The sequence below is a fragment of the Pseudomonas sp. W2-17 genome (assembly GCF_041060445.1).
GTDB lineage: Bacteria > Pseudomonadota > Gammaproteobacteria > Pseudomonadales > Pseudomonadaceae > Aquipseudomonas.
This window is the reverse complement of record NZ_JAUFNS010000009.1, coordinates 117,873-142,967: the sequence shown is the minus strand read 5'-3', so window position 1 is coordinate 142,967 and position 25,095 is coordinate 117,873. Positions and strand designations below refer to the sequence as shown.

At 61.8% G+C, this 25,095-nt stretch carries 20 protein-coding genes; 17 read left to right on the top strand and 3 right to left on the bottom strand.

Annotated features, from left to right (window positions below):
* Nucleotides 1–57 precede the first annotated feature (57 nt).
* On the top strand, nt 58–1,242 hold the full coding sequence (locus tag QWI20_RS13495) for an MFS transporter (protein ID WP_369305915.1): 1,185 nt from the start codon (nt 58–60) through the stop codon (nt 1,240–1,242).
* Nucleotides 1,243–1,358: 116 nt separating this feature from the next.
* Here the strand turns inward: QWI20_RS13495 and QWI20_RS13490 are convergent, their stop codons facing one another.
* Nucleotides 1,359–1,772 (bottom strand): winged helix-turn-helix transcriptional regulator, encoded by a 414-nt coding sequence (locus QWI20_RS13490; RefSeq protein ID WP_369305914.1) that lies wholly within the window; start codon nt 1,770–1,772, stop codon nt 1,359–1,361.
* A gap of 84 nt (nt 1,773–1,856) precedes the next feature.
* On the opposite strand from QWI20_RS13490, the gene QWI20_RS13485 reads away from it, so the two are divergent.
* The 5 genes from QWI20_RS13485 (at nt 1,857) to QWI20_RS13465 (ending at nt 5,633) form a co-directional block, all read left to right on the top strand.
* Complete coding sequence (locus QWI20_RS13485) at nt 1,857–2,714, top strand: SDR family oxidoreductase (protein WP_369305913.1); 858 nt, start codon at nt 1,857–1,859, stop codon at nt 2,712–2,714.
* A 119-nt stretch (nt 2,715–2,833) separates the two neighbouring features.
* Nucleotides 2,834–3,142 (top strand): RcnB family protein, encoded by a 309-nt coding sequence (locus tag QWI20_RS13480; protein WP_369305912.1) that lies wholly within the window; start codon nt 2,834–2,836, stop codon nt 3,140–3,142.
* Nucleotides 3,143–3,222: 80 nt separating this feature from the next.
* On the top strand, nt 3,223–3,543 hold the full coding sequence (locus tag QWI20_RS13475) for an RcnB family protein (RefSeq protein WP_369305911.1): 321 nt from the start codon (nt 3,223–3,225) through the stop codon (nt 3,541–3,543).
* A gap of 171 nt (nt 3,544–3,714) precedes the next feature.
* Complete coding sequence (locus tag QWI20_RS13470; RefSeq protein ID WP_369305910.1) at nt 3,715–4,644, top strand: AEC family transporter; 930 nt, start codon at nt 3,715–3,717, stop codon at nt 4,642–4,644.
* A gap of 59 nt (nt 4,645–4,703) precedes the next feature.
* Entirely contained in the window at nt 4,704–5,633 is a 930-nt protein-coding gene (locus QWI20_RS13465; protein WP_369305909.1) for a LysR substrate-binding domain-containing protein, read from the top strand.
* Nucleotides 5,634–6,932: 1,299 nt separating this feature from the next.
* Here the strand turns inward: QWI20_RS13465 and QWI20_RS13460 are convergent.
* Nucleotides 6,933–7,952: a branched-chain amino acid aminotransferase gene (locus QWI20_RS13460; protein WP_369306013.1), complete on the bottom strand. Its 1,020-nt coding sequence runs from the start codon at nt 7,950–7,952 to the stop codon at nt 6,933–6,935.
* A gap of 235 nt (nt 7,953–8,187) precedes the next feature.
* Here QWI20_RS13460 and QWI20_RS13455 point away from each other — a divergent pair, with 235 nt between their 5' ends.
* Both QWI20_RS13455 and QWI20_RS13450 read left to right on the top strand, forming a co-directional pair.
* Nucleotides 8,188–9,057, top strand: a complete 870-nt coding sequence (locus tag QWI20_RS13455; protein ID WP_369305908.1) for an HDOD domain-containing protein — start codon at nt 8,188–8,190, stop codon at nt 9,055–9,057.
* Between the two features lie 253 nt (nt 9,058–9,310).
* On the top strand, nt 9,311–10,153 hold the full coding sequence (locus tag QWI20_RS13450; RefSeq protein WP_369305907.1) for an NAD-dependent protein deacetylase: 843 nt from the start codon (nt 9,311–9,313) through the stop codon (nt 10,151–10,153).
* A 15-nt stretch (nt 10,154–10,168) separates the two neighbouring features.
* On the opposite strand, the gene QWI20_RS13445 is transcribed toward QWI20_RS13450, so the two are convergent.
* Nucleotides 10,169–11,290, bottom strand: coding sequence for a DUF2817 domain-containing protein (locus QWI20_RS13445; RefSeq protein WP_369305906.1), 1,122 nt, complete (start codon nt 11,288–11,290; stop codon nt 10,169–10,171).
* Between the two features lie 1,198 nt (nt 11,291–12,488).
* Between QWI20_RS13445 and QWI20_RS13440 the strand changes: the two genes are divergently transcribed.
* The 9 genes from QWI20_RS13440 (at nt 12,489) to QWI20_RS13400 (ending at nt 24,391) form a co-directional block, all read left to right on the top strand.
* Nucleotides 12,489–13,325, top strand: a complete 837-nt coding sequence (locus tag QWI20_RS13440) for an energy transducer TonB (RefSeq protein WP_369305904.1) — start codon at nt 12,489–12,491, stop codon at nt 13,323–13,325.
* 52 nt (nt 13,326–13,377) lie between these two features.
* A complete protein-coding gene (locus QWI20_RS13435; protein WP_369305903.1) occupies nt 13,378–14,085 on the top strand; it encodes a MotA/TolQ/ExbB proton channel family protein in 708 nt (235 codons plus the stop codon).
* Nucleotides 14,085–14,486 (top strand): biopolymer transporter ExbD, encoded by a 402-nt coding sequence (locus tag QWI20_RS13430; RefSeq protein ID WP_205483107.1) that lies wholly within the window; start codon nt 14,085–14,087, stop codon nt 14,484–14,486. Before QWI20_RS13435 ends, QWI20_RS13430 begins: the two co-directional genes overlap by 1 nt.
* A 216-nt stretch (nt 14,487–14,702) precedes the next feature.
* Entirely contained in the window at nt 14,703–17,444 is a 2,742-nt protein-coding gene (locus QWI20_RS13425) for a TonB-dependent receptor (RefSeq protein ID WP_369305902.1), read from the top strand.
* 147 nt (nt 17,445–17,591) lie between these two features.
* Entirely contained in the window at nt 17,592–19,556 is a 1,965-nt protein-coding gene (locus QWI20_RS13420) for an extracellular solute-binding protein (protein WP_369305901.1), read from the top strand.
* Nucleotide 19,557: 1 nt separating this feature from the next.
* Nucleotides 19,558–20,628 carry a microcin C ABC transporter permease YejB gene (locus tag QWI20_RS13415; RefSeq protein ID WP_369305900.1) on the top strand — a complete coding sequence of 357 codons (1,071 nt, stop codon included), beginning with the start codon at nt 19,558–19,560 and terminating at the stop codon, nt 20,626–20,628.
* Nucleotides 20,628–21,650, top strand: coding sequence for an ABC transporter permease (locus QWI20_RS13410; RefSeq protein WP_369305899.1), 1,023 nt, complete (start codon nt 20,628–20,630; stop codon nt 21,648–21,650). Before QWI20_RS13415 ends, QWI20_RS13410 begins: the two co-directional genes overlap by 1 nt.
* Nucleotides 21,651–21,658: 8 nt before the next feature.
* On the top strand, nt 21,659–23,251 hold the full coding sequence (locus tag QWI20_RS13405; protein ID WP_369305898.1) for an ABC transporter ATP-binding protein: 1,593 nt from the start codon (nt 21,659–21,661) through the stop codon (nt 23,249–23,251).
* Between the two features lie 84 nt (nt 23,252–23,335).
* Entirely contained in the window at nt 23,336–24,391 is a 1,056-nt protein-coding gene (locus tag QWI20_RS13400) for a permease (RefSeq protein WP_369305897.1), read from the top strand.
* The last annotated feature ends 704 nt before the right edge of the window (nt 24,392–25,095 follow it).

Sequence of the window (25,095 nt, the reverse complement as noted above, 5' to 3'; positions counted from 1 at the left end):
GCGGATGAGAACATAGATCTCCAATAGGCTATGGCAACGACTCTTGGAGCTTCTTCTATGCAACCTTCACATTCCGCAACGGCGTCCGCGCCGGATGCCACGTCTCGATCAGGAATACAAATCCTGATCATGGCGATCGCTGCATTCATCATCGTCACCACTGAATTCCTCATCGTCGGCCTGCTTCCGGCCATGGCCAAGGACCTGGGCGTGTCGATCGCCGTGGCTGGCCAAGTGGTGACACTGTTCGCCTTTACCGTGATGTTGTGCGGGCCGTGCCTCACGGCAAAACTGGCCGGCGTCGAGCGCAAGAAACTCTTCACCATCATCCTGCTGGTGTTCGCCGCGTCCAACGTCCTCGCAGCACTCTCCACCAACATCTGGGTCATGGCCCTCGCGCGCTTCATTCCGGCGTTGGGTCTGCCTGTGTTCTGGGGCACCGCCAGCGAAACTGCCGGGCAACTGGCAGCACCCGGCAAATCAGGTCAGGCGGTGTCGCGGGTTTACCTGGGCATTTCCGCCGCCTTGGTGTTCGGTGTGCCGTTGGGCACCGTCGCCGCCGATACCCTCGGCTGGCGCGGCAGCTTCTGGGTGCTGGCGGTCATCTCCTTGGTCATCGCCATCTTGATGCAGCTGTGCATGCCGACCTTGCCCTCTTCGCCTGCCAAGCACGGCGAGAAGCAGACCGACATCCTCAAACAGCCGCGCTTCCTCGCCCACGTGCTGCTGTCGGTGCTCGCGTTCACCGCGATGTTCACGGCTTACACCTATCTGGCCGATATCCTCCAGACCCTGGCCGGCGTTCCGACCAATCAGGTCGGCTGGTGGCTGATGGGCTTCGGCGCGGTCGGCATGATCGGCAACCAATGGGGCGGAAAGTTGGTCGATCGCAGCCCGCTGGGCGCGATGGTGCTGTTCCTGGTGATTCTGAGTATCGGCATGGCCGCCGCCATTCCATTGGCCACGGACCACGTCTGGCTGATCGCCGCGCTGGTCTTGTGGGGCGTTGCGTACACCGCGCTGTTTCCGGTGTGCCAGGTGCGCGTGATGCAGGCCGGTGCCAAGGCTCAGGCACTGGCGGCAACCATGAACATTTCGGCGGCTAACGCCGGCATTGGCTTGGGTGCGATTTTTGGCGGGCTGGGTATCGGCCACTTCGGACTGGGGTCGCTGGGCTGGATCGCGACCGGGATCGCCGCCCTGGCGATTGTGGTTGCGCTGTTGATGATGCGTAAGCGTTAAGGGCTCGCTCTGGCAGTGAAGCGATGTTGGGCTGCTGTCTTGCCAGGCAGAACACGCAGCGTCGGGATGCCGCTTTTTGAGCGCGGCATCCCGAATCTGCCAATGAGAAGAACCGGTCACTCAAGTGCCGACGCTTTCCCTTCCCGCGCCGCCAGAATGCGCGGCAGATTGTCCTCGATCCAAGTGGTCAGCCCGTCCATCTGCAACGCGACCTCCTCGCCCATCGCCGTCAGACGGTATTCGACATGGGGCGGCACCACCGGCAGCGCTGTGCGGTCGACAAACCCATCCTGTTCCAGGCTCTGCAACGTCTGCGACAGCATCTTTTCGCTGACGCCGCCGATCTTGCGCCGCAGTTCACTGAACCGGTGCATGCCGTCCAGCAACACCACCACCACCAGCACGCCCCAGCGGCTGCACACATGATTGAGGATTTCCCGCGACGGGCAGTCCCGGGCCAGCACCGCTCCGGTACGAATACGCTCGAGCAGTGAGACGGAGCCTGCAGAGGGCGAAGCAATATCGTTCATGACACTTACCTTTTCGTACGTACTTACGAAAGGTTAGCACGGTGACTATGCTGATCGCTCAATCAACTTCGTTCGGGAATCATCATGATCGTCATCACCGGTGCATCAGGCCAACTGGGCCGCCTCGTCATCGCTCAACTGCTCGAAACCGTGCCTGCCTCGCAGATCGTTGCGGCCGCCCGTGACCCCGGAAAAGTGGCCGATCTCGCCGCCAGGGGTGTGCAGGTTCGCCAGGCCAATTACTCACAGCCGGCCACCCTGGACCAGGCCTTTGAAGGCGCGGAGAAAGTCCTGCTGATCTCGTCCAATGAAGTGGGCCAGCGGGTCGCTCAGCATCAGGCGGTGATCGACGCGGCCAAACGTGCCGGCGCGAAACTGCTGGGCTACACCAGCGTGCTCCACGCTGATACCTCGGCGCTGGGCCTGGCCGAAGAACACAAGCAGACCGAGGCGGCCCTGGCGAAATCAGGCGTTCCGGCGGTGGTGCTGCGCAATGGCTGGTATCACGAAAACTACACGGCCGGCGTCGCCCACGCGGTGGAGAACGGCGCCCATTACGGCAGCGCGGGTGAAGGCCGGATCAGCTCCGCCGCCCGGGCAGACTACGCAGCGGCAGCGGCCGTCGTACTGACATCCCCTGAGAATCAGGCGGGCAAGGTCTACGAGCTGGCCGGCGACGAGTCCTACACGCTGAAGGAATTTGCCGCTCAAATCGCGCAGCAATCCGGCAAGCCTGTCGTCTACACCGATCTTCCCGAGGCCGATTACAGGGCTGCGTTGCTGCACGCCGGGCTGCCGGAATTCGTCGCCGAGTTGCTCGCCAACTCCGATGCCGCTGCGGCCAAAGGTGCGCTGTTCGACGACAGTCGCCAATTGAGCCGCCTGATTGGCCGGCCGACCGAACCGCTGTCGGCCAGCATTGCCGAAGCGCTGCCCCGGTAACCTTCGCTGCCGCCTCGCAGCTGCACCCGGGCGGCGCGCCAGCACGGGCACTGAATGATTTGCGCCCCCCAGGGTCGAAACCAATGACAGCGCACCACGCGCTGGCCAAGGAGTTTCGAATGAACAGCAAATCGCTCATTGCCGGTCTGGCGATTCTGGGTAGCGTTTCCGTTGCAAGTTTCCCGGTGCAGGCCGCCAACGCAACGGAGCCGACCATTCAACCTTCCAGAGACAATATGCGGGAGCTCGAAGTCGGCAGCCGTTCGCCGCAGGAATTTCAGCGTCCAGACGCCGCGATCAAGGACTGGAAAGCCAAGGGCCTGGAAGAGCCGGCCAAAATGAGCCAGTGGACGCGCATCCACGACAAATACGTCGAAGTGCAGACCACCAACGGCCAGATCACCAAGATTGTCCCGATCGAAAAATAAATTGAGGCATTGACCCAGCGCGTCGGGTCCATGTGGCGCGCACCAGGAAAGAACCTATACGGACGACCAAAGGAATTCCCATGAACATCAAAAAACTGATGGCTTGCGCGGCAGTGGTCACTTGTCTGAGCGGCACCAGCTTCGCGGCGATGGCGCAAACCCCTGCAACCAAAAGCGTGCAGGCGGAACACACCAACGTACAGTACAAGGTCGGCGACACCACCCATGACCTGTACAAAGACGAGCGCGTCGGCGTCAAGGACTGGCAGGGCAAAGGCCTGACCGCCCCCAAAGAAGGCACGCAGTGGGTGCTGATCAGCGATAAGTACGCGCTCATCAACATGGAAGACGGCAAGGTCCTCGACATCGCGCCGGGCAATCTCAAACCGCTGAAAAAGTAATTGCCGACGTAACGTCCACCGTGCCCGACATCCCTCGGGCACCGCTTTACCTTTCCCCCTCTTCCAAACGCTCGGCCCCCTCTTTGCTACGGCTGACAAGAAAGGTTGCACCCTAACGATTGCGCCCTCTACTCTGCGGCTCTTGTTTGTTGCGCCATAGGCCCGGGTTCGATGTCTTCCGTCTTGAATGTCTTGCTGCCCATCTTCGCCCTCATTCTGGTGGGCTACCTGTGTCGCCGCACCAACCGCCTCGGACCGACCGCCGCCTCTGAAATCAACCGAATGGTGGTCTGGCTGTGTTTGCCGGCACTGCTGTTCACCGCCACTGCCCACGCCACCTGGGCGCAGATCTGGCACCCGGGTTTCGTGCTGACCTTCACCCTGTCGACTATGGCGATGTTCGTCATTACCGTGCTGCTGCGGCGCCGGAAGGCCGGGCATTTCGCCGATGCCAGCATAGACGCCCTCAGCGCCTCCTACGCCAACACCGGCTACATCGGCATTCCCCTGTGCGTCATGGTCTTGGGGCAGGACGGCCTGGAACCGGCGCTCATCGCCTCGTTGCTGGTGGTCTGCGTGGTGTTCGGCATCGCCCTGGTGTGCATCGAAATCGGGTTGCAAAGCGAGGCCCGGGTGCACCGCATCGTGCTCAAAGTGCTGCTGGCGCTGTTGAAAAACCCGCTGGTGGTCTCGCCGATACTGGGCGCCTGCTGGGCATCGACCGGCGTGGCATTGCCGGGCGCACTGGATAAATTCCTCAGCCTGCTGGGTGCCGCGACGACGCCCTGCGCGCTGATTTCCCTGGGCCTGTTTCTCGCTCAGAAACAGCAAGGCCCGCGTGAAGGCACGACGCTGCTGGTGCTGATCAAGCTGATTGCCCACCCGCTGCTGACCTGGTTTCTGGCGTTTCGGGTCTTTCACCTGCCGCCGCTGTGGGCCAACTCTGCCCTGCTGTTAAGCGCCCTGCCCACCGGCACCGGGCCGTTCATGCTGGCCGAGTATTACAAGCGCGAGGCGTCGGTGGTGTCGAGCACGATTCTGATCTCGACGCTGGGCTCGCTGGTGACGCTGTCGCTGTGCATTTACTACATCAACGGTTGACGGGCAGCGGTCAGGCTCAAGCTCGGGCATAGCCTCGGGCACAAGATGGGTGCGTCAAAATGAACAAGCTGGATTTGCTGAAAACCTTCGTCAGGGTCGCCGAGCTGTCGAGCTTCACCCACGCCGGCGACGCCTTGGGCCTGCCGCGTTCCACGGTGTCGGAGCATGTGCGCAGCCTCGAAGAACTGCTCGGCGCGCGACTGCTGCTGCGCACCACGCGCAAGGTGCAGGTGACCCCCGATGGCCAGGCGCTGTATGAGCGCAGCAAGGATGTGCTCAGTCAGATGGACGAGCTGGAAGGCCTGTTCCGCCAGGACAACTCGGCGCTCAGCGGGCGGCTGCGGGTGGACATGCCCACCGCCATTGCCCGGCGGCTGGTGATGCCCCGGCTGGGTGAATTCCTTGAGCGGCACCCGCTGATCGAGCTCGAGATCAGCAGCACCGACCGGCGCGTCGATCTGGTCCGCGAGGGCTTTGATTGCGTGCTGCGCATTGGCGCCCTGCCGGACACGCCGCTGATCGCGCGCAACGTCGGCCTGTTCGGGATGATCAACTGCGTCAGCGAGGGCTATGCCGAGCGTTTTGGTATTCCGCAGAATCTGGAAGAGCTCCAGCAGCATCGGCTCATTAACTACGCACCAGCCTTTGGCGCTGCCGATGCGCTGTTCGAGTACTGCCGCGAAGGCAAGGATTTCCACGTGTCGATGCCCTGCAGCGTGACGGTGAACAACATCGAAGCCTACGAGGCGGCGTGTGTCGGCGGGCTCGGGATCATCCAGATTCCGCGCCTGGCTGACGCTTACCAGCAGCAACGCGGCGCCTTGATCGAAATTCTCCCGGAATACCGGCCAACGGCGATGCCGGTGTCGCTCCTTTACGCCCATCGCCGCCACCTGCCCCAGCGGTGCCGGGTGTTCATGGATTGGCTGGAGCAATTGCTGGAGGAATATGGGGTGATGTCGAAGGGCTCGCGGGGGCAGCGCAGATGAAAGTTGGTAGCAGATTAGATGTCGAGAAGTTCAAAATCAAAAACTGTTGCTGTCGTCCTGCAAGTCCTTACTTGTCGTCTTTACATTATGTATTTCAGCGGACGGAACACCAGCGTCTGAACTTTTTAAGTTACCGCATACGTCATACCTGAATGTAAGCCAATCGTCGTACCACTCGGGCGCGTGCGGATTAACTCTCACCACCACCTCTTGGAGCTTCAACACTCTTCGAATAAAGCTGGCATTTCTTTCCACATCGCAACAGTTGTTAGCGTCAAAACTTTTATTCCATTTCGAGTATCGTTCATCGTAGGGTCTGATGTTATACCGTGTAGCACCGCCTAATTGTTTAACAGAAAACACTAACTGACGTTGCATTTTTAAGATATTGTATGTAACTCGTTGAAATTCCAAATCCTGAAGTTTTCGATCTTCACTTGAGCAATAGCCTACTGGGTCGGTCAAAAAACAACCCAGAAGACCCACCGTCAGTGCCAGTAAAATACATATCACAAGGGACAATGGCTTTGACATAACGATAGCAACTCCAACTCTGCATGACGCGTATGAGTTATATTAGACCGGAGTAGTGTCTTATCGCTAGCTGCTCGTTGCAGGGTACCGTACCTCTTGCATCAAACGAGACGCTACTGTCAGCTGTACCGCCAAAAATACAGCGCGCCCCGAATCGAACTTAATCATTGACCCGACAATCTTATCCGCAATAAAACGCGCGCCTGGCTCGAGAGCAGTCAAGTCGGCCATTTACGAAGAGAGTAATTGCTGACGGAATCTCGACTTTTTTCACTGTGGGGCAGTTATCTAGATCGGCTGCATTGGAACTCTTCGGGATTCTTAACTGTGCTAAAACTTGGCGGTCTGGAGACAGTATCGTTGTAGATTCATCCATAGGTTGGATCAGTTTTTTCGGAAAAAAATAAGAGAGTTCCACTACTCATCACAAACTCGTCTGCTCGCTTTAACGACGAAGCATAACACCGCTTGAAGCTTAAGATTTTACACAAGCGGTACAGCATTGAGCTCTAAAAATAGACGACCATGAAGACATGCCTGCTCGGTTCGAACATCTACCGGAGGTCGAAGGAAGCGGCTGAAGCAGTGCGCTTTTTTACGTAAAAGTGCTCATGAGGCTGTAATGTCGGCTCATCCATAAAAGCGCACCAAAAATGTATTCCCTTGGATACCCTGACGTCTGCGATTGCACACCTGACCGAATCGAAGGCAAAAAAAACCACCGCACGAAGGCGGTGGCTTTTCAGGCTTGCAGGACGCGTCGGATCAGACTTTGACGATCCAGCCCGCCGGGCCCTCGATGTCGCCGTACTGAATGCCGGTCAGCTCTTTGTACAGGCGCTGAGTCACGGGCCCGACGTCGGTTTCGCTGTGGAACACGTGCAGCTTGTCCTTGTAGCTGATGCCGCCGATCGGGGTGATCACCGCCGCAGTGCCGCACGCGCCGGCTTCCTTGAACAGGTTGAGGTTGTCGATGAACACCTCGCCTTCGATGACCTTCAGGCCCAGGCGGCTCTGCGCCAGTTCGAGCAATGACAGGCGAGTAATGCCTGGCAGCACGGACGGCGACTTCGGCGTGATGAACTCGTCGTCGTGGGTAATCCCGAAGAAGTTGGCCGAGCCGACTTCTTCGATCTTGGTGTGGGTCAGCGGATCGAGGTAGATGGCGTCGGCGAAGTTGGCTTTCTTGGCCTCACTGCCCGGCATCATGCTCGCGGCATAGTTACCGCCGACTTTCGCAGCGCCGGTGCCTTGTGGCGCGGCGCGGTCGTAGCTGGAGATCACGAAGTTGTGGGGTTTCATGCCGCCCTTGAAGTACGGGCCAACCGGGATGCAGAACACCGAGAAGATGAACTCGGGCGCAGCGCGCACGCCGATGTTGTCGCCGACGCCGATCACGAACGGGCGCAGGTACAGCGCGCCGCCGGTGCCGTATGGCGGGATGAAGCGCTCGTTGGCGCGAACCACTTGCTTGCACGCTTCGATGAACTGCTCGGTCGGCACGTGGGGCATGAGCAGTCGGCTGCAACTGCGCTGTATGCGCGCGGCATTCTGGTCGGGGCGAAACAGATTGATCGAGCCGTCTTTGGCGCGATAGGCCTTGAGGCCTTCGAAGCATTGCTGGCCGTAATGCAGCGCGGTCGAGCCTTCGCTGATGTGCAGCACGTTGTCTTCGGTCAGGGTGCCTTGGTCCCACTCACCATCACGCCAGTGTGCCAGGTAGCGTTTGTCGGTCTTGATGTAGTCGAAGCCGAGCTTGTCCCAATTAATGCTGTCGTTACCCATGACACCCTCTATGTCCAGGCCAGCGCGGCCGGGAGTCTCCGGCGTCTGGCGTTTCATCGATAAGGCCCGGAGCAGGACACGACCCGTTCCGGTGTGTCGCCATATTACTGATTTTTCTCCCTGCAAACCGCCTCGGCGGCCGATGAGCTGAAAAAGATCCGCCGCTAGCGTGCCTGTGCGCGCCGGTTTGTGCCGTCTGTAGCAAAACCGCCCAGAGGCGCGTGCAGTTTCGCCAATGTTGCCTAAGGTGTGTAAATCGTCTGAGACAGGAGCAGCACCCATGGGTATCGATCAGTTGTTCGCCGATTTGAGCAGTCTTCCCAGCATTCCCAAGGTGGCGCAGGACCTGATCAAGCAATTCGACAGCCCGTCGTCGGACCTGGGCAGCATTGCCGGCAATATCGAAAAAGACCCGGTGATCGCGGCGAAAATTCTGCGGCTGGCCAACTCCGCGCGTTTTCGCGGTGCGCGAGAGTCGTCGAGCATCGAGGACGCGGCCATGCGTCTGGGCTTCAACACCTTGCGCACGCTGGTGCTGGCCTCCGCAGTCACCGGCGCGTTCAAGGCAGGGCCGAGTTTTGACCTGAAGGGCTTCTGGCTGAAGAGTTTTCAGGTGGCCGGGATCTGCCGCTTGCTGGCGAAGCAGTCCGGCGCCGATGCGGAAATCGCCTTCACCTGCGGGGTCATGCATGACATCGGCGAGCTGCTGATCCAGACCGGCGCGCCCGCCGTTGCCGAGCGCATCAACAGCGTGACCAAGACCGGGACAACCGGCCGTGCAGCGATTGAAACCTTGCAGTTGGGTTTTGGTTACCCGGAGGTCGGCGCGGAACTGGCCCGGCGCTGGGGATTGCCGGAGGTCATTCAGAACGCCATCGCCTATCAGGCGCGGCCCATGCAGGCGCCGGGAGACGCGACCCAGCCACGAATAGTTGCCCAGGCGTTGACCATTTCCGCTGCGCTGGAAAATCACGGAGGCGCCACGGCGCAGGCGAAGCAGGAAGTGGACGGCCCGTTGCTGGAGGGGGTTGATTTGGATGCGGTGTTCGCGGCGCTGCCGAAGGTATTGGAGGACGACAAGGCGTTTGCGAAGTTGTTGAGTTAGATCGGGTCAGGGATGGTTTGAGATTGATGGTGTTGATGCCGCCTCTTCCCGGCTGAAGCCTGTCCCACTAATAGATCGCAGTCCCACTGGAGATCGCGGTCCGACTGACACACTGCAGTCAACTGTGGGACCGGCTTCAGCCGGGAAGAGGCCAGTGTGAACACCACCAGTTCTGCAATGTTGCATCTGGCGCCTTCCCGGCTGAAGCCTGTCCCTCTAGTATCAGCGCACAGCCGCTCTTGAGGACCTGTGCATGCCTGATGTTCCTGACACCCACGTCGACACCCTGCTGCACTGGATGCACGAACGCTCGTTCCTCGTGCTGACCGGCGCCGGGATCAGCACGTCTTCCGGGATTCCGGATTACCGCGACAGTGAGGGCGTGCGCCGGGGTCGGCAGCCGATGATGTTTCAGGAATTCCTCAATGCGCCCGAGGCCCGACGTCGCTACTGGGCCCGGGCAATGCTCGGCTGGCCCCGGGTTCGCGCCGCGCAACCCAATCCGGCCCACGAAGCGATTGCCCGCTTGCAGCAGCACGATCTCATCAGCGGGGTGATCACTCATAACGTCGACACCTTGCACGATCAGGCCGGCAGTCATGACGTCGTGGAATTGCACGGCAGCCTGCATTGGGTGCTGTGCCTGGACTGCCACCACCGCACCGAACGCGACATCATTCAGTTGACCCTGATCGAGCAAAACCCGTATCTGGCGGGCGTCGATGCGGTGCAGGCGCCCGATGGCGACACCTTGCTCGACCCGGCCTTCGAAGAACGTTTCCAGGTGCCCCACTGTCCCCATTGCGGCGGCGAGCGGATGAAGCCGGACGTGGTATTTTTCGGTGAAAACGTCGCACCGCCCACTGCAGCCAAGGCCATGCATCGGGTGGAAGAAGCCCAGGGACTGCTGGTGGTGGGGTCGTCGCTGATGGCGTTCTCCGCCTTCCGCCTGTGCCGCGCGATGAAGGATCAGGGCAAACCGCTGATCGCCATCAACCTGGGTAAAACCCGGGCCGATGATCTGCTAGATCTCAAGATCGAAGCGTCGTGCGAGGTGTTATTGCCAGCACTGGCCAAGCGGCTGCTGAGTGTTTAGCCGCTGAGTCACTCATCACCCTGGAGTGGATGGGCGAATCCCCGGCAACGCCGCCAGCGCCCTGTCCCACACCTGCCGCGTCCTCACCCACGCCACTTCCTGCCAGTCCGGGTCCGCCGGGTAAAACTGCTCCAGCAGCCCTTCCTTGATCCTTCGACCGGTCTCGTCCAGAGGATCGCCGTGCAGGTGCAGCCAGTGATCATCACGCAAATGCCCATGCACCTCTGCGCCCGGGTACGTGCCGCACTCGATGACAAACGGCATCAGGTGCACGACCGGCAAGGCGTCGAGGAGCATCTGCGAGGTGTAGCCGGTTGACGTCGCGGCGACACCGGTTTCGCTGACGCGATTGGCGCCGGTGATCAGCGTGAACAGCCACGGCCCGAACAATGCCTTCGCGTCATTGAGCGCGGGGTAGGCCGACTCGACGATGCTCATCAGCATGGGATGGCCGTAATCCCCCGCGCCGGTGTGCAGGTCGAAGCAGGTCACCACCTCGGCGTCCTGCAAGTACTGCCCGACGATGCTGCGCAGGGTGCGATTGGACCAGCTCGGCCCGCTGCCGCCGAAAAACAGCCCATCGGGGTATGCGTACTGCCCCGCCTCGACCACCGACATCAGCCCTGACCAGCCCCGCGCGTTGATCGCTGCCTGAAACAACGCATCGGCCTGATCGCGCTTTGGGCCGCGCAACTGCTCGCAGGCGTAAATCCCGTGGACGTCGGCATAGGCGATGTTGTCCGGCAATGGCCGGCTGAAGTCCAGGTAGTTGCGGTTCTGATCGAGGTTGTCCTCGTTGACCCGGCGCATCCACGCCGTGCCCCAGGGGTTGATCAGGTGAATGATCAGGATCGCAACGCCCTTGGGCAGCGCGCGTGGATCAAAACCCTCGAGCCAGCGGCTCTGGCAGTCGGAACCGTAATAGCCCTCGACGCCATGGGTGCCGCTCAACGCCACCAACACCCGCCGCGCCTGCGGATCGCCCAGCCAGGCGACGTCCGTGGCCAGCGTCTCGCCGAACGGCCCCGGCATCGGATGGACGTATTCACTCAACCGCGCGCCAGCGGCCGTGGCTGCGGCAATGAAACGCTCGCGTAGCTGGCGATAACCCGGACGAACTGGGAAAAAGTGGCTCATTGATGCGCTCCAGAATCGATGACACCGCGCGTAGAGGCCCGTAATTGACAGGCCGACCGCCACGAAAAAGGGACACTGCGTCAGAAATGTTACAACCGGACACGTTTTGGCACACTTCTTTCTAGTGTTTCTCTTGTAGAACGTCAGTACCACGAAACGCTTTGCGTCCAGCCCAGGCTGCCGCGAGTCTACGCTGCCAAACGGTGCGCACCACGCACCCGTGTGCAGGAACCGGACATTACCCCGTCCGAAACAGTGCAGGACGCCGACCAGAAGTCGGGCGTCCGTCGATAAGGAATTCGATTCGTGCCAGACATGCGCATTTCACACCCGATCCGCCCACGCCGCGCCTTGCCTTTCCCGCTGCACGCATCCGTCAGCGAGCCTGCCATCTGCCCCATCTCCCTTCAGCGCTCCGGCTGAAAGTCAGCGTCAATTCGCTGCAGTGCCCGACATTTGTCTCGCTTCAATGGCTGTCGCTTTTATAGCGATCCGTAGCCACTTTTTATTGTTCCTGTTCGGCACAGGTGCGCCTGCTCCCATCAAGTTTTGAATAACGCGCGGGATCGCTCACTGTTGATCTACGCACACTAAAACCTATCACTGATCATTTTTATTAAGCGCACTTCACTGTTAACGACACTTCATTATCTGACTGACAAGTCACACTTTCAGGACTCATCACAATGATCACTTGAACACTCACGCACCAACTTGCACCCACTTAATCCCGTTTGGTGCATTGCACTTCTGATTGAATCCGAACAGGTCAACGCGCAAGCATGCGGCGAACCTGGGTGGATAGGTTCGCCCCCTTTTTAGGAAAATTGCCCGGCGTCTCTAGAGCGAACTGAGCCAGATCGGTTGAGATTCGTTAAAAAGTTACAGGAATGCGACATCGCCCTGCTCCGACCCAGAAACGTCGGACTAGAGCCCTGCACTGGCATAGCGGTTGCAATAGCGATGATCGTTACGTAGTCATTCTGAAATAAAGCCGTACTTCTTCGTACTCAACAAGCATTCAGGGAACTGCAATGTCGTCTCCATAGCTCACACGCAGCAGCACTTATATAAGAGTGGTTCCTTGGTGACCTGCTCCCCCAGGCCTCGTGCTCCCGACAGCACGGACGTCAACTTCAAACAGGGCAACTTGTTTGAACGGACCCTTATTGCCCTTCAACTACCCGAGGGAGCTTTAATGAATGACGCGGTAAAAACGAAAGCCATACCTGACCCGGCACCGGACGAACTGTCCATGGCCTGGCCGCGTATTCCTTTCAAGGAAAACACATCGCGCCCTGGTGAACTCAGCCGGACGCACGTGTTGGTATTGATTGCCGCCTCGGTCCTTATTCACGGCGCCATCTGGTGGTATATGCAGACCGCCAAAGCCGACGTCCCGGAAGTTGCGCCGCAAGTGCCCGAGATGACCGTGGAATTGACCAGCCCGACACCGCCGACCCCGGAGCCGCCACCCCCGCCGCCTCCGCCTGAGCCGCCACCGCCTCCACCGCCTCCCCCTGAACCGGAGCAGCCTGTCGAGGACCCCGACGCCGCCAAGCCGCCGCCAAAGCCGGTGGAAAAACCCAAGGTCGAGAAGCCCAAACCGGTGAAGAAACCTGAACCGGTGAAAAAGCCGACACCGCCCGCGCCGGCTGCACCTGCAGCGCCGAGCCCGCCTGCGCCTGCAGCGCCGTCGCCGTCACCCGCGCCACCCGCGCCTGCTGCTGCACCGGCGGCACCGGCCAAGGAATCGGCCGCGATCTCCGGGCTCGCCAGCCTGGGCAACCCGCCACCGGAATACCCCGGCGCGGCGCTGCGAAAAGGCATGGAAGGCCGCGTGATCCTGCGCATCAAGGTGCTACCGAATGGCCGCGCCGGCACGGTCGAGGTGACCAAATCCAGCGGCAAACAGGTGCTGGACGACGCGGCGGTGCAGACGGTACGCAACTGGAAATTTATTCCGGCCAAGCGCGGTGACACCCCGATCGAAGGCTTCGCGACGCAAACCATCGACTTCAAGCTGCCCGAATGAAAACGGTCAGCCCATCAACAACAACTCTTTATATAGCGGGTGAGGTGTAACCATGAACGAATCGATCTCTTCGATGATTGTCCCCGGCGTACTCTGGGCGCTGGTGGTGTTTTCGGTGCTGAGCTGGGGACTGCTGCTGATCAAATCCGCACAGTACTTACGCTTGAAGACCCAAAACAAACAGTTCGCCAAAGCGTTCTGGGCAGCGCCGGATCTGCTCACCGCCGCCGAGCACTCCAGCCAATACCCGGGCTCACTGGCGCGGATCGCCAACAGCGGTTTCGAAGCCATGGCGGTCGACGAAACACCGCGCAACACCCAGCAGCTCGCCCACACCATCAACCGCTCCGACCGCCTGGAACGCAACCTGCGCCAGCAGATCCAGAAAGAACGCCGCGCTCTGGAAGCCGGTCAGGCCATCCTCGCCAGTATTGGCAGCACGGCGCCGTTCATCGGCCTGTTCGGTACCGTCTGGGGGATCATGGAAGCGCTGCAAAGCATCGGCGCCAGCGGTTCGGCGAGCCTGGAAACCGTGGCCGGCCCCATCGGTCACGCCCTGATTGCCACCGGGGTCGGCATCGCCGTCGCGGTCCCGGCGGTGCTGATCTACAACTTCTTCCTGCGCCGCCTCAAGCTCGCCGTCGCCGACATGGATGATTTCGCCCACGATTTCGACGCCCTCGCCCAGCGCAGCGCCTTCGCCATCAACCGTCAGGCCATCGCCAGCAAGCACAGCCAGGCTGTGCGGGAGGCGAGCTGATGTCGTTCTCCACTCAAGACAGCGATGAAGTGCTCAGCGAAATGAACGTCACGCCGCTGGTGGACGTGATGCTGGTGCTGCTGGTGGTGTTCATCGTCACCGCGCCGCTGATGACCAACGCCATCAAGGTCAACCTGCCGAAAACCGACGCCGTCGCCGCCGCCGACAAGAAAGACCCGGTGGTGGTCAGCGTTGATCAGGACGGCAAGTTCTACCTGGCCAAGTCCGAAGTCGCGCCGGAATCCCTGGAGCTCAGCCTCAAGGACGTCAAGGCCAAGGACCCGGAGGTGCGCGTGCAATTGCAGGCCGACACCAACGTCAACTACGGCCAGGTGGCCAAGGCGATGGCGTCGATCGAGCGCTCGGGCATCACCAAGATTTCAGTGATGACCTCGAAATGATCGGCCCATGACCGGCAGTTGATCTGCACTTGAAACAGGCGTCGTACCTGCTGCGGCGCTGCACACCCTACTCCCGATTCACCGCCGTCCGGGTTTTTGCCCCGGAGGGGAGCGGCTTGCTTGAAATACGGAAATTCCCGAGCGCTACAACCGCCTCGGAGCAACGAGGGCTCACAAGGCCATTTCAATAACATCTGGAATAAGTCGGAAACTACCATGCTGATGAGCTTTCCCGGTTTTACCCTCAAGCCCCTTGTTGTTGCCGTACAACGCCACCCCCGTGCGCTGATTTGCGCACTGGCGGTCGGCATGAGCCCGGCCTATGGCGCCGACAGCACGGACGGCGCAGCCGATGCCGCGACCGGCGGTGAAGCCGCTGTTCCTGCTGCTGCGGCGGTGGCTGCCGCGCCGGCGACCACGCAACTCAAACGTGTGGAAGTGACCGGTTCGGCGGTGCGCCGGGCCGACGCGGAAACCGCCGTGCCGGTGACCATCCTGCGTGCCGACGAGCTGAAGAAACAGGGCGTGACCACCACCGAGCAGATGGTCCAGCGCATCACCGGCAGCCAGTCGATGATGAACAGCGCAGGCTCGGTCGGCGCGTCCACCGGTGGCGCTTCCTATGCCGACATGCGCGGCATCGGCGCCAACAAGACCCTGATCCTGCTCAACGGCCGTCGTCTGGCCAACAATGCCTTGTCCGGCGTCGGCACGCCCAACGGCAGTGCCATCGACCTGAACATGATTCCGTTCGCCGCCATCGACCGCATCGAAGTGCTGCGCGACGGTGCCTCGGCGCTGTACGGCACCGACGCCATCGGCGGCGTGATCAACTTCATCACCAAGAAATCCCTGACCGACGGCACCCTGAGCCTCGGCGGCGACACCCCGACGGCCAGCGGTGGCGGCGCCAGCAAGGACGTCAGCGCCAGCTGGGGTTTCGGCGATCTGGACGAAGACCGCTTCAACGTCATGGGCGTGTTCAACTACAACAAGCAGCAGAACCTCGACGCCAACGACCGCTCTTTCGACAAGGATTACGTCCCGGGCCGTGGCCTCAACCAGACTTCCGGCACGGCCTACCCTGGCAACTACTATCAGGGCAACAACAGCAGCAACCCGCTCGCGCCGAACTGCGCCGGACCGGGCCTGGTGAGCGTGAACGGGCTGTGCCGGTTCAGCACCCGCGATTACATCGACTTGGTGCCGCAGACCGAGAAGACCTCGTTCTTCGGTCGCGCCACCGGCAAGCTGGCCGAAGACCATAACGTCAGCCTCGAATACTTCTTTGCCCGCAATAACAACGCCACCAGCATCGGCCCGGCGCCACTGACCGGCCTGAGCATCGACCCGTCGTCGCCCTACTACCCGGGCAACGGCATCACCCCCGGCCCGAACAACTTCGCCCTCGACCCAACCCAGCCGGTGGACACCGCCTGGCGTGAGACGGCCGCCGGCCCCCGTGGCAGCAAGGACCAGAACACCAACCAGCGCCTGCTGCTGACCTTCGACGGCACCGTCGGCGGCTGGGATTACAACCTCGGCGCCAACTACAACCAGAGCAAGGTCGTTTCAAGCGTGACCTCGGGTTACGCCAGTGACGCTGCCCTCAAGGCAGGCCTGGCCAGCGGCCTGCTCAACCCGTTCGGCGCGCAATCGGCGGCGGGTCAGCAGTTCATCGACGACGCCGCGTACCACGGCGAATACTCCACCGCCGTCGGCCGCGTTTACGGGGTGGATGGACGTATCAGCCGCGAGATCGGCAACTGGTTCGGTGCCGGCGAATCCGGCCTGGCGCTGGGCGGCGAATACCGCAAGGAGAAACTGCACCAGGATTACGAGGACTTCGTCGACGACATCAACAGCCTGGGGCTGGACTCGGCAGGCTCGGTGTCCGGCGATCGTACCGTCAAGGCCGAATACGCCGAGCTGAACGTTCCCGTCATTGACAGCCTGGAACTGACCGCTGCCGTGCGCCACGACAAATACAGCGACTTCGGCAGCACCACCAACCCGAAATACTCGTTCCGTTTCCAGCCGTTCAAAGAGCTGGTCATGCGCGGCGCCTACAGCGAAGGTTTCCGTGCGCCGTCGCTGTACGAGCTGTATGCCCCGCAGAGTCTGGCCTACAGCCAGGGTTACTACGATGACCCGACGCTGTGCGCCGGCGGCACCGTGCAACCGGGCGGTCAGGCGGGTCGTGACTGTAATCAGCAGTTCCTCAACCGCAGCGGCGGCAACGCGAGCCTGTCCCCGGAGAAAGCCCGCAACGTGACCCTGGGCTTTGTTTATCAGCCGATGAACAACCTCTCCATGGGCCTGGATTTCTGGTGGATTCACATCTCCAACCAGATCCAGTCGTTTCCTGAATCCACCGTGTTCGATCAATCGGATCTGTATGGCGACCGCATCATCCGCAACGCCGACGGCTCCATCGCCAACATCGTCACCGGCAATTCCAACCTGGGCATCGTCAAGACCAACGGTGTCGACGTGACCCTGGACTACCGCTTCCCGAACACGCCGTATGGCCAGTTCGGTCTGGGGCTGACCGGTACGTACGTCAATCGCTACGACTTCCAGAACATCATCGACGGTCCGTACACCGACAAGGTCGGCGACTTCCAGGGTGATGGCGTGATCGCGCGCTGGAAACACGTGCTGATCGGCAGCTGGACCCTGGGCGACAGCCGTGCCTCCCTGACCAACCGCTTCACCAGCGGCTACAACGACTACGACCGCAGCACCAACGGCACCGTACCGTCGTACTCGCTGTGGGACCTGTCGGTGGGCCACACCTTCGAGAAGGTGCTGGACGTCGATGCCGGCGTGCGCAACCTGTTCGACCGCGACCCGCCGTTCACCAACCAGGCCTACAACTTCCAGTCCGGCTATGACCCTCGTTACGCCGATCCACTGGGCCGCACGCTGTTTGCGCGGGCGACGTACCACTTCTAAGCGCCACTGCCCGACGCGCCCATGCTCCGGCGCGTCGGGCTGCTCCTGCGGAATCGCACCCCTGACCCGGCCTCATCCACTGGACCGGATCAGGGATTTTTCGCGGCGCCACTGATGCCTCGACCTGCACTCAAGGATTGTCCGCCCATGTGCACCCCTCCTCTTTCATTGCCACGCCTGCTGCCGGGCGTGGCATTGCTGTACACGGTGCTGTTTTTTACCTCGCTGCTGTTTGGCGCGCCTCAGGTGTTCGCTGCACCGGTGCATGCACTGACCGTCTATGGCGAAGCGCCGAAATACGCCGCTGATTTCCAGCACTTCGATTACGTCGACCCTGACGCGCCCAAAGGGGGTTCCATGAGCCGCGCGTCGGAAGAGATCGGCCAGTTCAACTACCTCACGCCCTATGTTGATCAGGGCATTTCCGTGAGCCAAATCGATACGTGGGTGTATGCGCCGCTGGCCTATCGCTCACTGGACGAGCCCTACACCGTTTACGGGCTGGTCGCCGAGAAGATGGAACGCGATCCCGACAATCTCTGGGTGCGCTTCTATCTGAACCCCAAGGCACGTTTCGATGACGGCACGCCGATCACCGCCGAAGACGTGCGCTACACCTGGCAAACCCTGATCACCCAGGGCAGCTTCAGCTATCGACCGCTGTACGCCGACGTCAAGGACGCGGTCATCGAAGCGCCGGGGCAGATCCGTTTCGACTTCAAGACCGGCACCAACCGCACCCTCGCGCTGGACCTCGCCAGCCTGCGCATCCTGCCCGAGCACTGGTGGAAAACCCGCGACTTCACCAAGGGCGGCGGCTTCGAACCGCCACTGGGCAGCGGCCCATATCGGGTCTCGCGGGTCGACGCGGGGCGCAGCGTCAGCTTCGAGCGGGTCAGGGATTGGTGGGGCAAAGACCTGCCGGTCAGCCGTGGTTTGTACAACTTCGACGCGCTGACGGTGAATTTCTATGGCGATGTGGACGTGGCCCGTCAGTTGGTCCAGGCCGGCAATTTCGATTACAACCGCGAGTTCTCCTCGGCCGGTTACGTCGTCGGCTATACCGCGCCGAGCCTGCAGGACGGCCGTCTGCAAAAGACCATTCTGGCCAAACGCCGCCCGGTCGCCGGTCAGGGCTTCGTGTTCAATCTCGACAAGCCGATGTTCCAGGACCGACGCGTGCGCGAAGCCCTGGCCATGCTCTGGGATTTCGAGTGGGTCAACGGGCAGATCATGCGCAACTTCTATGTGCGCGAACAAACCTACTTCCCGAAAAGCGAGATGGCCGCCACCGAGCTGCCGGACGCCAAAGAGCTGAGCATCCTCGAACCCTTGCGCGGGCAGATTCCGGACGAGGTGTTCGATCAGGTCTGGCGCGCACCGAAGACCGACGGCAGCGGCTACATCCGCGACAAACAGCTCAAGGCCCTCAAGCTGCTGGCCGACGCCGGCTGGCACGCGAAGAACAACCGGTTGGTCAACGCCGACGGTCAGCCGCTGGAGTTCTCCTTCCTCGACGGCCAGGGCGGTTTCGAGCGGCTGGTGCTGCCGTACAAGCGCGTGCTGGCCCAGATCGGCATCACCCTGAATTTCCGCCGGGTGGATTCGGCGCAGTACATGAACCGCCTGAACGCCCGGGACTACGACATGATCGTGGTCACGCTGCCCGCCAACGGCAACCCGATCCTCTCCCCCGGCCGTGAGCTGTACAACCTGTTCGGCTCGCAAAGCGCCCGTCAGGTCGGCAGTTCCAACGCCATGGTGCTGCGCAATCCGGCGGTCGATCACCTTATCGACGGTCTGGTCGCGGCCAATAACCGCAACGACATGCTGCATTACGCCCGCGCTCTCGATCGCGTGCTGCTCTGGGGTTTCTACATGATTCCGAACTATTACTCCCAAGGCACACCGGTGGTCTACGCCAACCGGTTTGGCCGGCCGGCGATCGAGCCGGTCTACGACGTCGGCCTGGAAAGCTGGTGGGAGGTCAGCCGCGTGCCGCTGAGCAACGTGCAGATGGCCGCGCAGATGGCCGCGCGTCTGAAGCCACAACGGAGTGTGTCGAACGACCGTCCTGCGCCTGCATCGATGCCAGAAACGGAGGGCCAGTGACATGTTCGCCTACACCCTGCGCCGGTTGGCGCTGATCATTCCCACGCTGCTGTGCATTCTGGTGGTCAATTTCCTTATCGTGCAGGCCGCGCCGGGTGGTCCCGTCGAGCAAGCCATCGCCCGGGTTCAGGGCATGGGCCCAACGGGCGGGATTGGTGGCGGCGGTGGCGAAGTGGCGGCGACCGGCGGGATCAGCCGGGGCGCTCAAGGGCTGGACCCGGAGCTGGTCGAAGCGATCAAGCACCAATACGGCTTCGACAAACCGCTGCACGAGCGCCTGTGGCTGATGCTCATCCACTACGCGCAGCTGGACTTCGGCAGCAGCTTTTTTCGCGGCGCCACGGTGACCGGGCTGATACTGCAAAAGCTGCCGGTGACCCTATCCCTCGGGCTGTGGGCGACGCTGATCACTTACCTGATCTCGATCCCGCTGGGCATCCGCAAGGCCGTCCTGCATGGCAGCCGTTTTGATGTCTGGAGCAGCACGGTGATCATCATCGGCTACGCCATCCCGGCGTTTCTGTTCGCCATTCTGCTGATCGTGGTGTTTGCCGGCGGCAGCTACTGGAGCTGGTTTCCGGCCCAGGGGCTGTTCTCCGACGACTTCGACAGCCTCTCGCCCTTCGGCAAGCTGCGCGATTACCTGTGGCATCTGGTGCTGCCGGTCAGTGCGCTGGTCATCGGCGGCTTCGCGACCCCGACCATCCTCACGAAAAACAGCTTTCTCAACGAGATCGGCCGCCAGTACGTGGTCACCGCCCGGGCCAAGGGCCTCAGCGAGCAGCGCGTGCTTTACGGCCACGTGTTCCGCAACGCCATGCTGCTGGTGGTGGCGGGCATTCCCCAGGCGCTGATCGAGGTGTTCTTCGCCGGCTCGCTGCTGATCGAAACCATCTTCGGACTCGATGGCATCGGCCGCATGAGCTACGAAGCGGCCGTGTCCCGGGACTACCCGGTGGTGTTTGGCACGCTGTTTCTGTTCACCCTGTTCGGCCTGTTGATCAAGCTGGTGGGCGACCTGTGCTACACGCTGGTCGACCCGCGCATCGACTTTTCCGCGAGGAGCGCCTGATGTTCGAGTTTTCCCCGCAAAACCGGCGCCGCATCGCCAACTTCAAGGCCAACCGGCGTGGCTGGTGGTCGCTGTGGCTGTTCGTGGCGCTGTTGATCATCTGCCTGTGCGGCGAACTGATCGCCAACGACAAGCCGTTGATCGTCCGCTACCAGGGCGAGCTGTATTTCCCGGCCGTGCATCAATACCTGGAGACCGACTTCGGCGGCGAACTGCCCTTCGAGCCGGACTATTCCAGCGACTACGTGCGCAAACTGATCGCCAACAAGGGCGGCTGGATGCTCTTCGCGCCGATCCCGTTCAGCTATGACACGGTCAATTACGAACTCCGCGAGCCCTCCCCCAGCCCGCCCAGCGCGCGCAACTGGCTGGGCACCGACGACCAGGCCCGGGACGTCATGGCGCGGGTGCTGTTCGGCACCCGCGTATCGATACTCTTCGCGTTGGCGCTGACCGCCATCAGCACGGTGATCGGCGTGTTCGCCGGGGCGATACAAGGTTATTACGGCGGGCTGGCGGATTTGATCGGCCAGCGCTTGCAGGAAGTCTGGTCGGGGCTGCCGGTGCTGTACCTGCTGATCATTCTGTCGGGCTTCGTCGAGCCGGATTTCTGGTGGCTGCTGGGGATCATGTCGCTGTTTTCCTGGCTGGCGCTGGTCGACGTGGTCCGCGCCGAGTTCCTCCGTGGGCGCAATCTGGAATACGTCAAAGCCGCCCGCGCCCTGGGTCTCAGCGACGGTGCGCTGATGTGGCGGCACATCCTGCCCAACGCCATGACCAGCACCCTCACCTACCTGCCGTTCATCGTCACCGGCGCCATCGCCACACTCACCGCGCTGGATTTTCTCGGCTTCGGCATGCCCGCCGAAAGCGCGTCCCTCGGCGAGCTGATCGGCCAGGCCAAACGCAACTTGCAGGCGCCATGGCTGGGCGTCACCGCGTTCTGCGCCCTGGCGCTGATCCTCACGCTACTGGTGTTCATCGGCGAAGCCTGCCGTGACGCCTTCGACCCCCGCACATGAGCGCCGCCATGACTGACCCTCTGATCCAGATCCGCAACCTGCGCGTGGCCTTCAACGGCGCCGAGGTGGTGCACGGCATCGACCTCGACATTCAGCCCGGCGAATGCCTGGCGCTGGTCGGCGAGTCCGGCTCGGGCAAGTCGGTGACCGCGCACTCGATCCTGCGCCTGTTGCCGGCCAAGTCTGTCAGCACCCAGGGCAGCATTCGCTACAAGGGCGTCGACCTGTTTAAAGCCAGCGACAAAGCACTGCGGGGCCTGCGCGGCAACCGCATCGCCATGATCTTTCAGGAGCCGATGACCTCGCTGAACCCGCTACATACCGTCGAGAAACAGATCGGCGAAATCCTCGCCATGCACAAGGGCCTCAAGGGCAAGGCCGCCCGCGAGCGCACCCTGGAATTACTCGGGCTGGTGGGAATTCAGAACCCGCCACAACGGCTCAAGGCCCTGCCCCATCAACTGTCCGGCGGACAGCGTCAGCGGGTGATGATCGCCATGGCCCTGGCCAACGAACCTGAACTGCTGATCGCCGACGAACCGACCACGGCGCTGGACGTCACGGTGCAGCTGAAGATTCTCGAACTGCTCAAATCCCTGCAACAGCGGCTGGGCATGTCGCTGCTGCTGATCAGCCATGACCTTAATCTGGTGCGGCGCGTCGCCCAGCGGGTCTGCGTGATGCGCGCGGGCGAGATCGTCGAACAGGCTGACTGCCAGACGCTGTTCGCCAATCCGCAACATCCCTACAGCCGCCTGCTGATCAACGCCGAACCCGACGGCGAACCGGTGCCCGGCGAGCACACCCAGACGCTGCTGTCGGTAGACGCGCTGAAGGTCTGGTTTCCCCTGCCCAAACCCCTGCTGCGGCGCGAGCGGCAGTACATCAAGGCGGTGGACGGGGTGAGTTTCGAACTGTTGAAAGGCCAGACCCTCGGCATCGTCGGCGAGTCCGGCTCGGGCAAATCGACCCTGGGCCAGGCGATTCTGCGGCTGATCGATTCCGAAGGGAGCATCCGCTTCGCCAACAAGGAGCTGAGCCTACGCAGCCAACAGTTGATGCGGCCGTTGCGCAAGCGCATCCAAGTGGTGTTTCAGGACCCGTTCGGCAGCCTCAGCCCGCGCATGACCGTCCAGCAGATCATCGCCGAAGGGCTGCTGACCCACGCCATCGGCACCCCGGCCCAGCGTGAGCAGACCGTCATCCGCGTGCTCGGCGAAGTCGGCCTGGACCCGGACAGCCGTCACCGTTACCCCCACGAATTCTCCGGTGGGCAGCGCCAGCGCGTGGCCATCGCCCGGGCGCTGGTGCTGGAGCCGGAGCTGATTCTGCTCGACGAACCCACCTCGGCGCTGGACCGCACGGTGCAAAAGCAGATCATCGCGCTGCTGCGGGATTTGCAGATCCGTCACGGCCTCAGTTATCTGTTCATCAGCCATGACCTGGCGGTGGTTCACGCCTTGGCCCATGACGTGCTCGTGATCAAGGACGGCAAAGTGGTCGAGCAAGGCGCGGCGCGGGAGATCTTCAGCCACCCGCGGCAGCCCTACACCCAGGAGCTACTGCGCGCTTCCGGGCTGGATTTCGGCAAACGGGCGTGAGCCGACACACCTTGCGACACCTACTATAATGCCCGGCCACGGCGTATCATCGCGCCCCCTCGATTTCCTGCTCTGGTGCCTGTCATGACTGCCCTTCCGCTCACCTCCGAACGCCGCGGCTGGTCGTTCTGGTGGAAACCCCTGGCGTTCCTGCTGGTGGCTGCCATCGGCTTGTACTACGTCAAGTGGTCGCCGTATTACCTGAAATCCTTCATCGCGGCCGACACCCATAACATCGGCGGCTCGATCATCAACGACAACCCGGCCACGCCGTGGGCTGCCGCTCTGGCCTATGCGCAGGTCTACTTCCTGGCGATCTGGAAAGCCGCCGTGCTGGCAGTGATCCTCGGTTCGCTGTTGCAGGTGCTGATTCCCCGTGACTGGCTGCTGAAACTGTTCGGCCGCGCCGGACTCGGCTCCACCCTTCGCGGCGGCCTGTTCGCCCTGCCCGGCATGATGTGCAGCTGCTGCGCGGCGCCGGTGGCTGCAGGCTTGCGCAAGCAGAACGTGTCGGTGGGCGCGGCGCTGGCCTTCTGGATCGCCAACCCGGTGCTCAACCCGGCCACGCTGGTGTTCATGGGCTTCGTGCTGGGCTGGGGCTTCACCGCGCTGCGGCTGGTGGCGGGCCTGGTGCTGGTGATCGGTGTTTCGCTGGTGGCGCAGCGCATCTCGCGCCCGGAAGCCGTGCCTGAGCAGGCGCTGGAAGCCGTGGCCAATGCCGAGACGCCGGAGGAAGGCAGCCTGCTGGTGCGTTGGGGCAAGACGATTTGGCAGTTGTTCTGGACCACCATCCCGATCTACGTCATCGCCGTGCTGATTCTGGGCGCCGCGCGGGTCTGGCTGTTCCCTCACGTTGACGGCGCAATGGGCAACAGCCTGTTGTGGCTGGTGCCGTTGGCGATTGTCGGCACGTTGTTTGTGATCCCGACCGCCGCCGAAATCCCGATCGTGCAAACGCTGCTGACGTTGGGCCTCGGCACTGCGCCGGCGGTGGCGTTGCTGATGACCATGCCGAGCGTGAGCCTGCCGTCGCTGTTGATGCTGCGTAAGTCTTTCGACGCCAAGGTGCTGGTGACCGTTGGGGTGCTGACCATGCTGGTCGGGGTCCTGAGTGGCCTGGTCGGCGCCGCTTTGTTGTAACGCCAGGATTAAGATCAAAATCTACAGCGGCTCTGCCTAACGGCAGAGCATTTCGCCTTCGGCGAGTTACTTGGAAAAGCACCCCAAGTAACCAAAGGTGCCTGCTCTTGGTTGGGTTCCTCCTTCGTCGGAATACCCTCACTCCGACGACGCTCCGTGGGCCCGCGCCGAACGGACATCCATGTCCTGACGGCGCTCTCGCGGCATCCATGCCGCTCGACCCACTCCGCGTCGTCTGCGTTCGGCCTGCACCAAAGTCGCGTTTTGTGGTGTTTGACCCATTGCGGAAGAAGATCAAGATCAAGAGCAGATCAAGGGCAGATCAGTCGCTAAGGACTTGTGGGAGTGAGCTTGCTCACGAAGGGGTTGGTACATCCACCGAATATCAGGTGTGCGAGATAAAGCATTCGCGAGCAAGCTCGCTCCCACAGGATGGGCGTGAGATGAGCAAAATTGGTGGCGCTTGGGCTGGCCTCTTCCCGGCTAAAGCCGGTCCCACTAACAGCACCGCATGCATCCAGTGGGATTGGCTCCGACTGTAGGACCGGCTTCAGCCGGGAAGCTTTTGATCTTGATCTTCATACACATAACGCCCAGACACCGCCAATCGCGACTTGGGTGCAGGCTGAACGCAGGTCTCGCGGAGTGGGCCGAGCCGCATGGATGCGGCGAGAGCGCCGTCAGGACATGGATGTCCGTTCGGC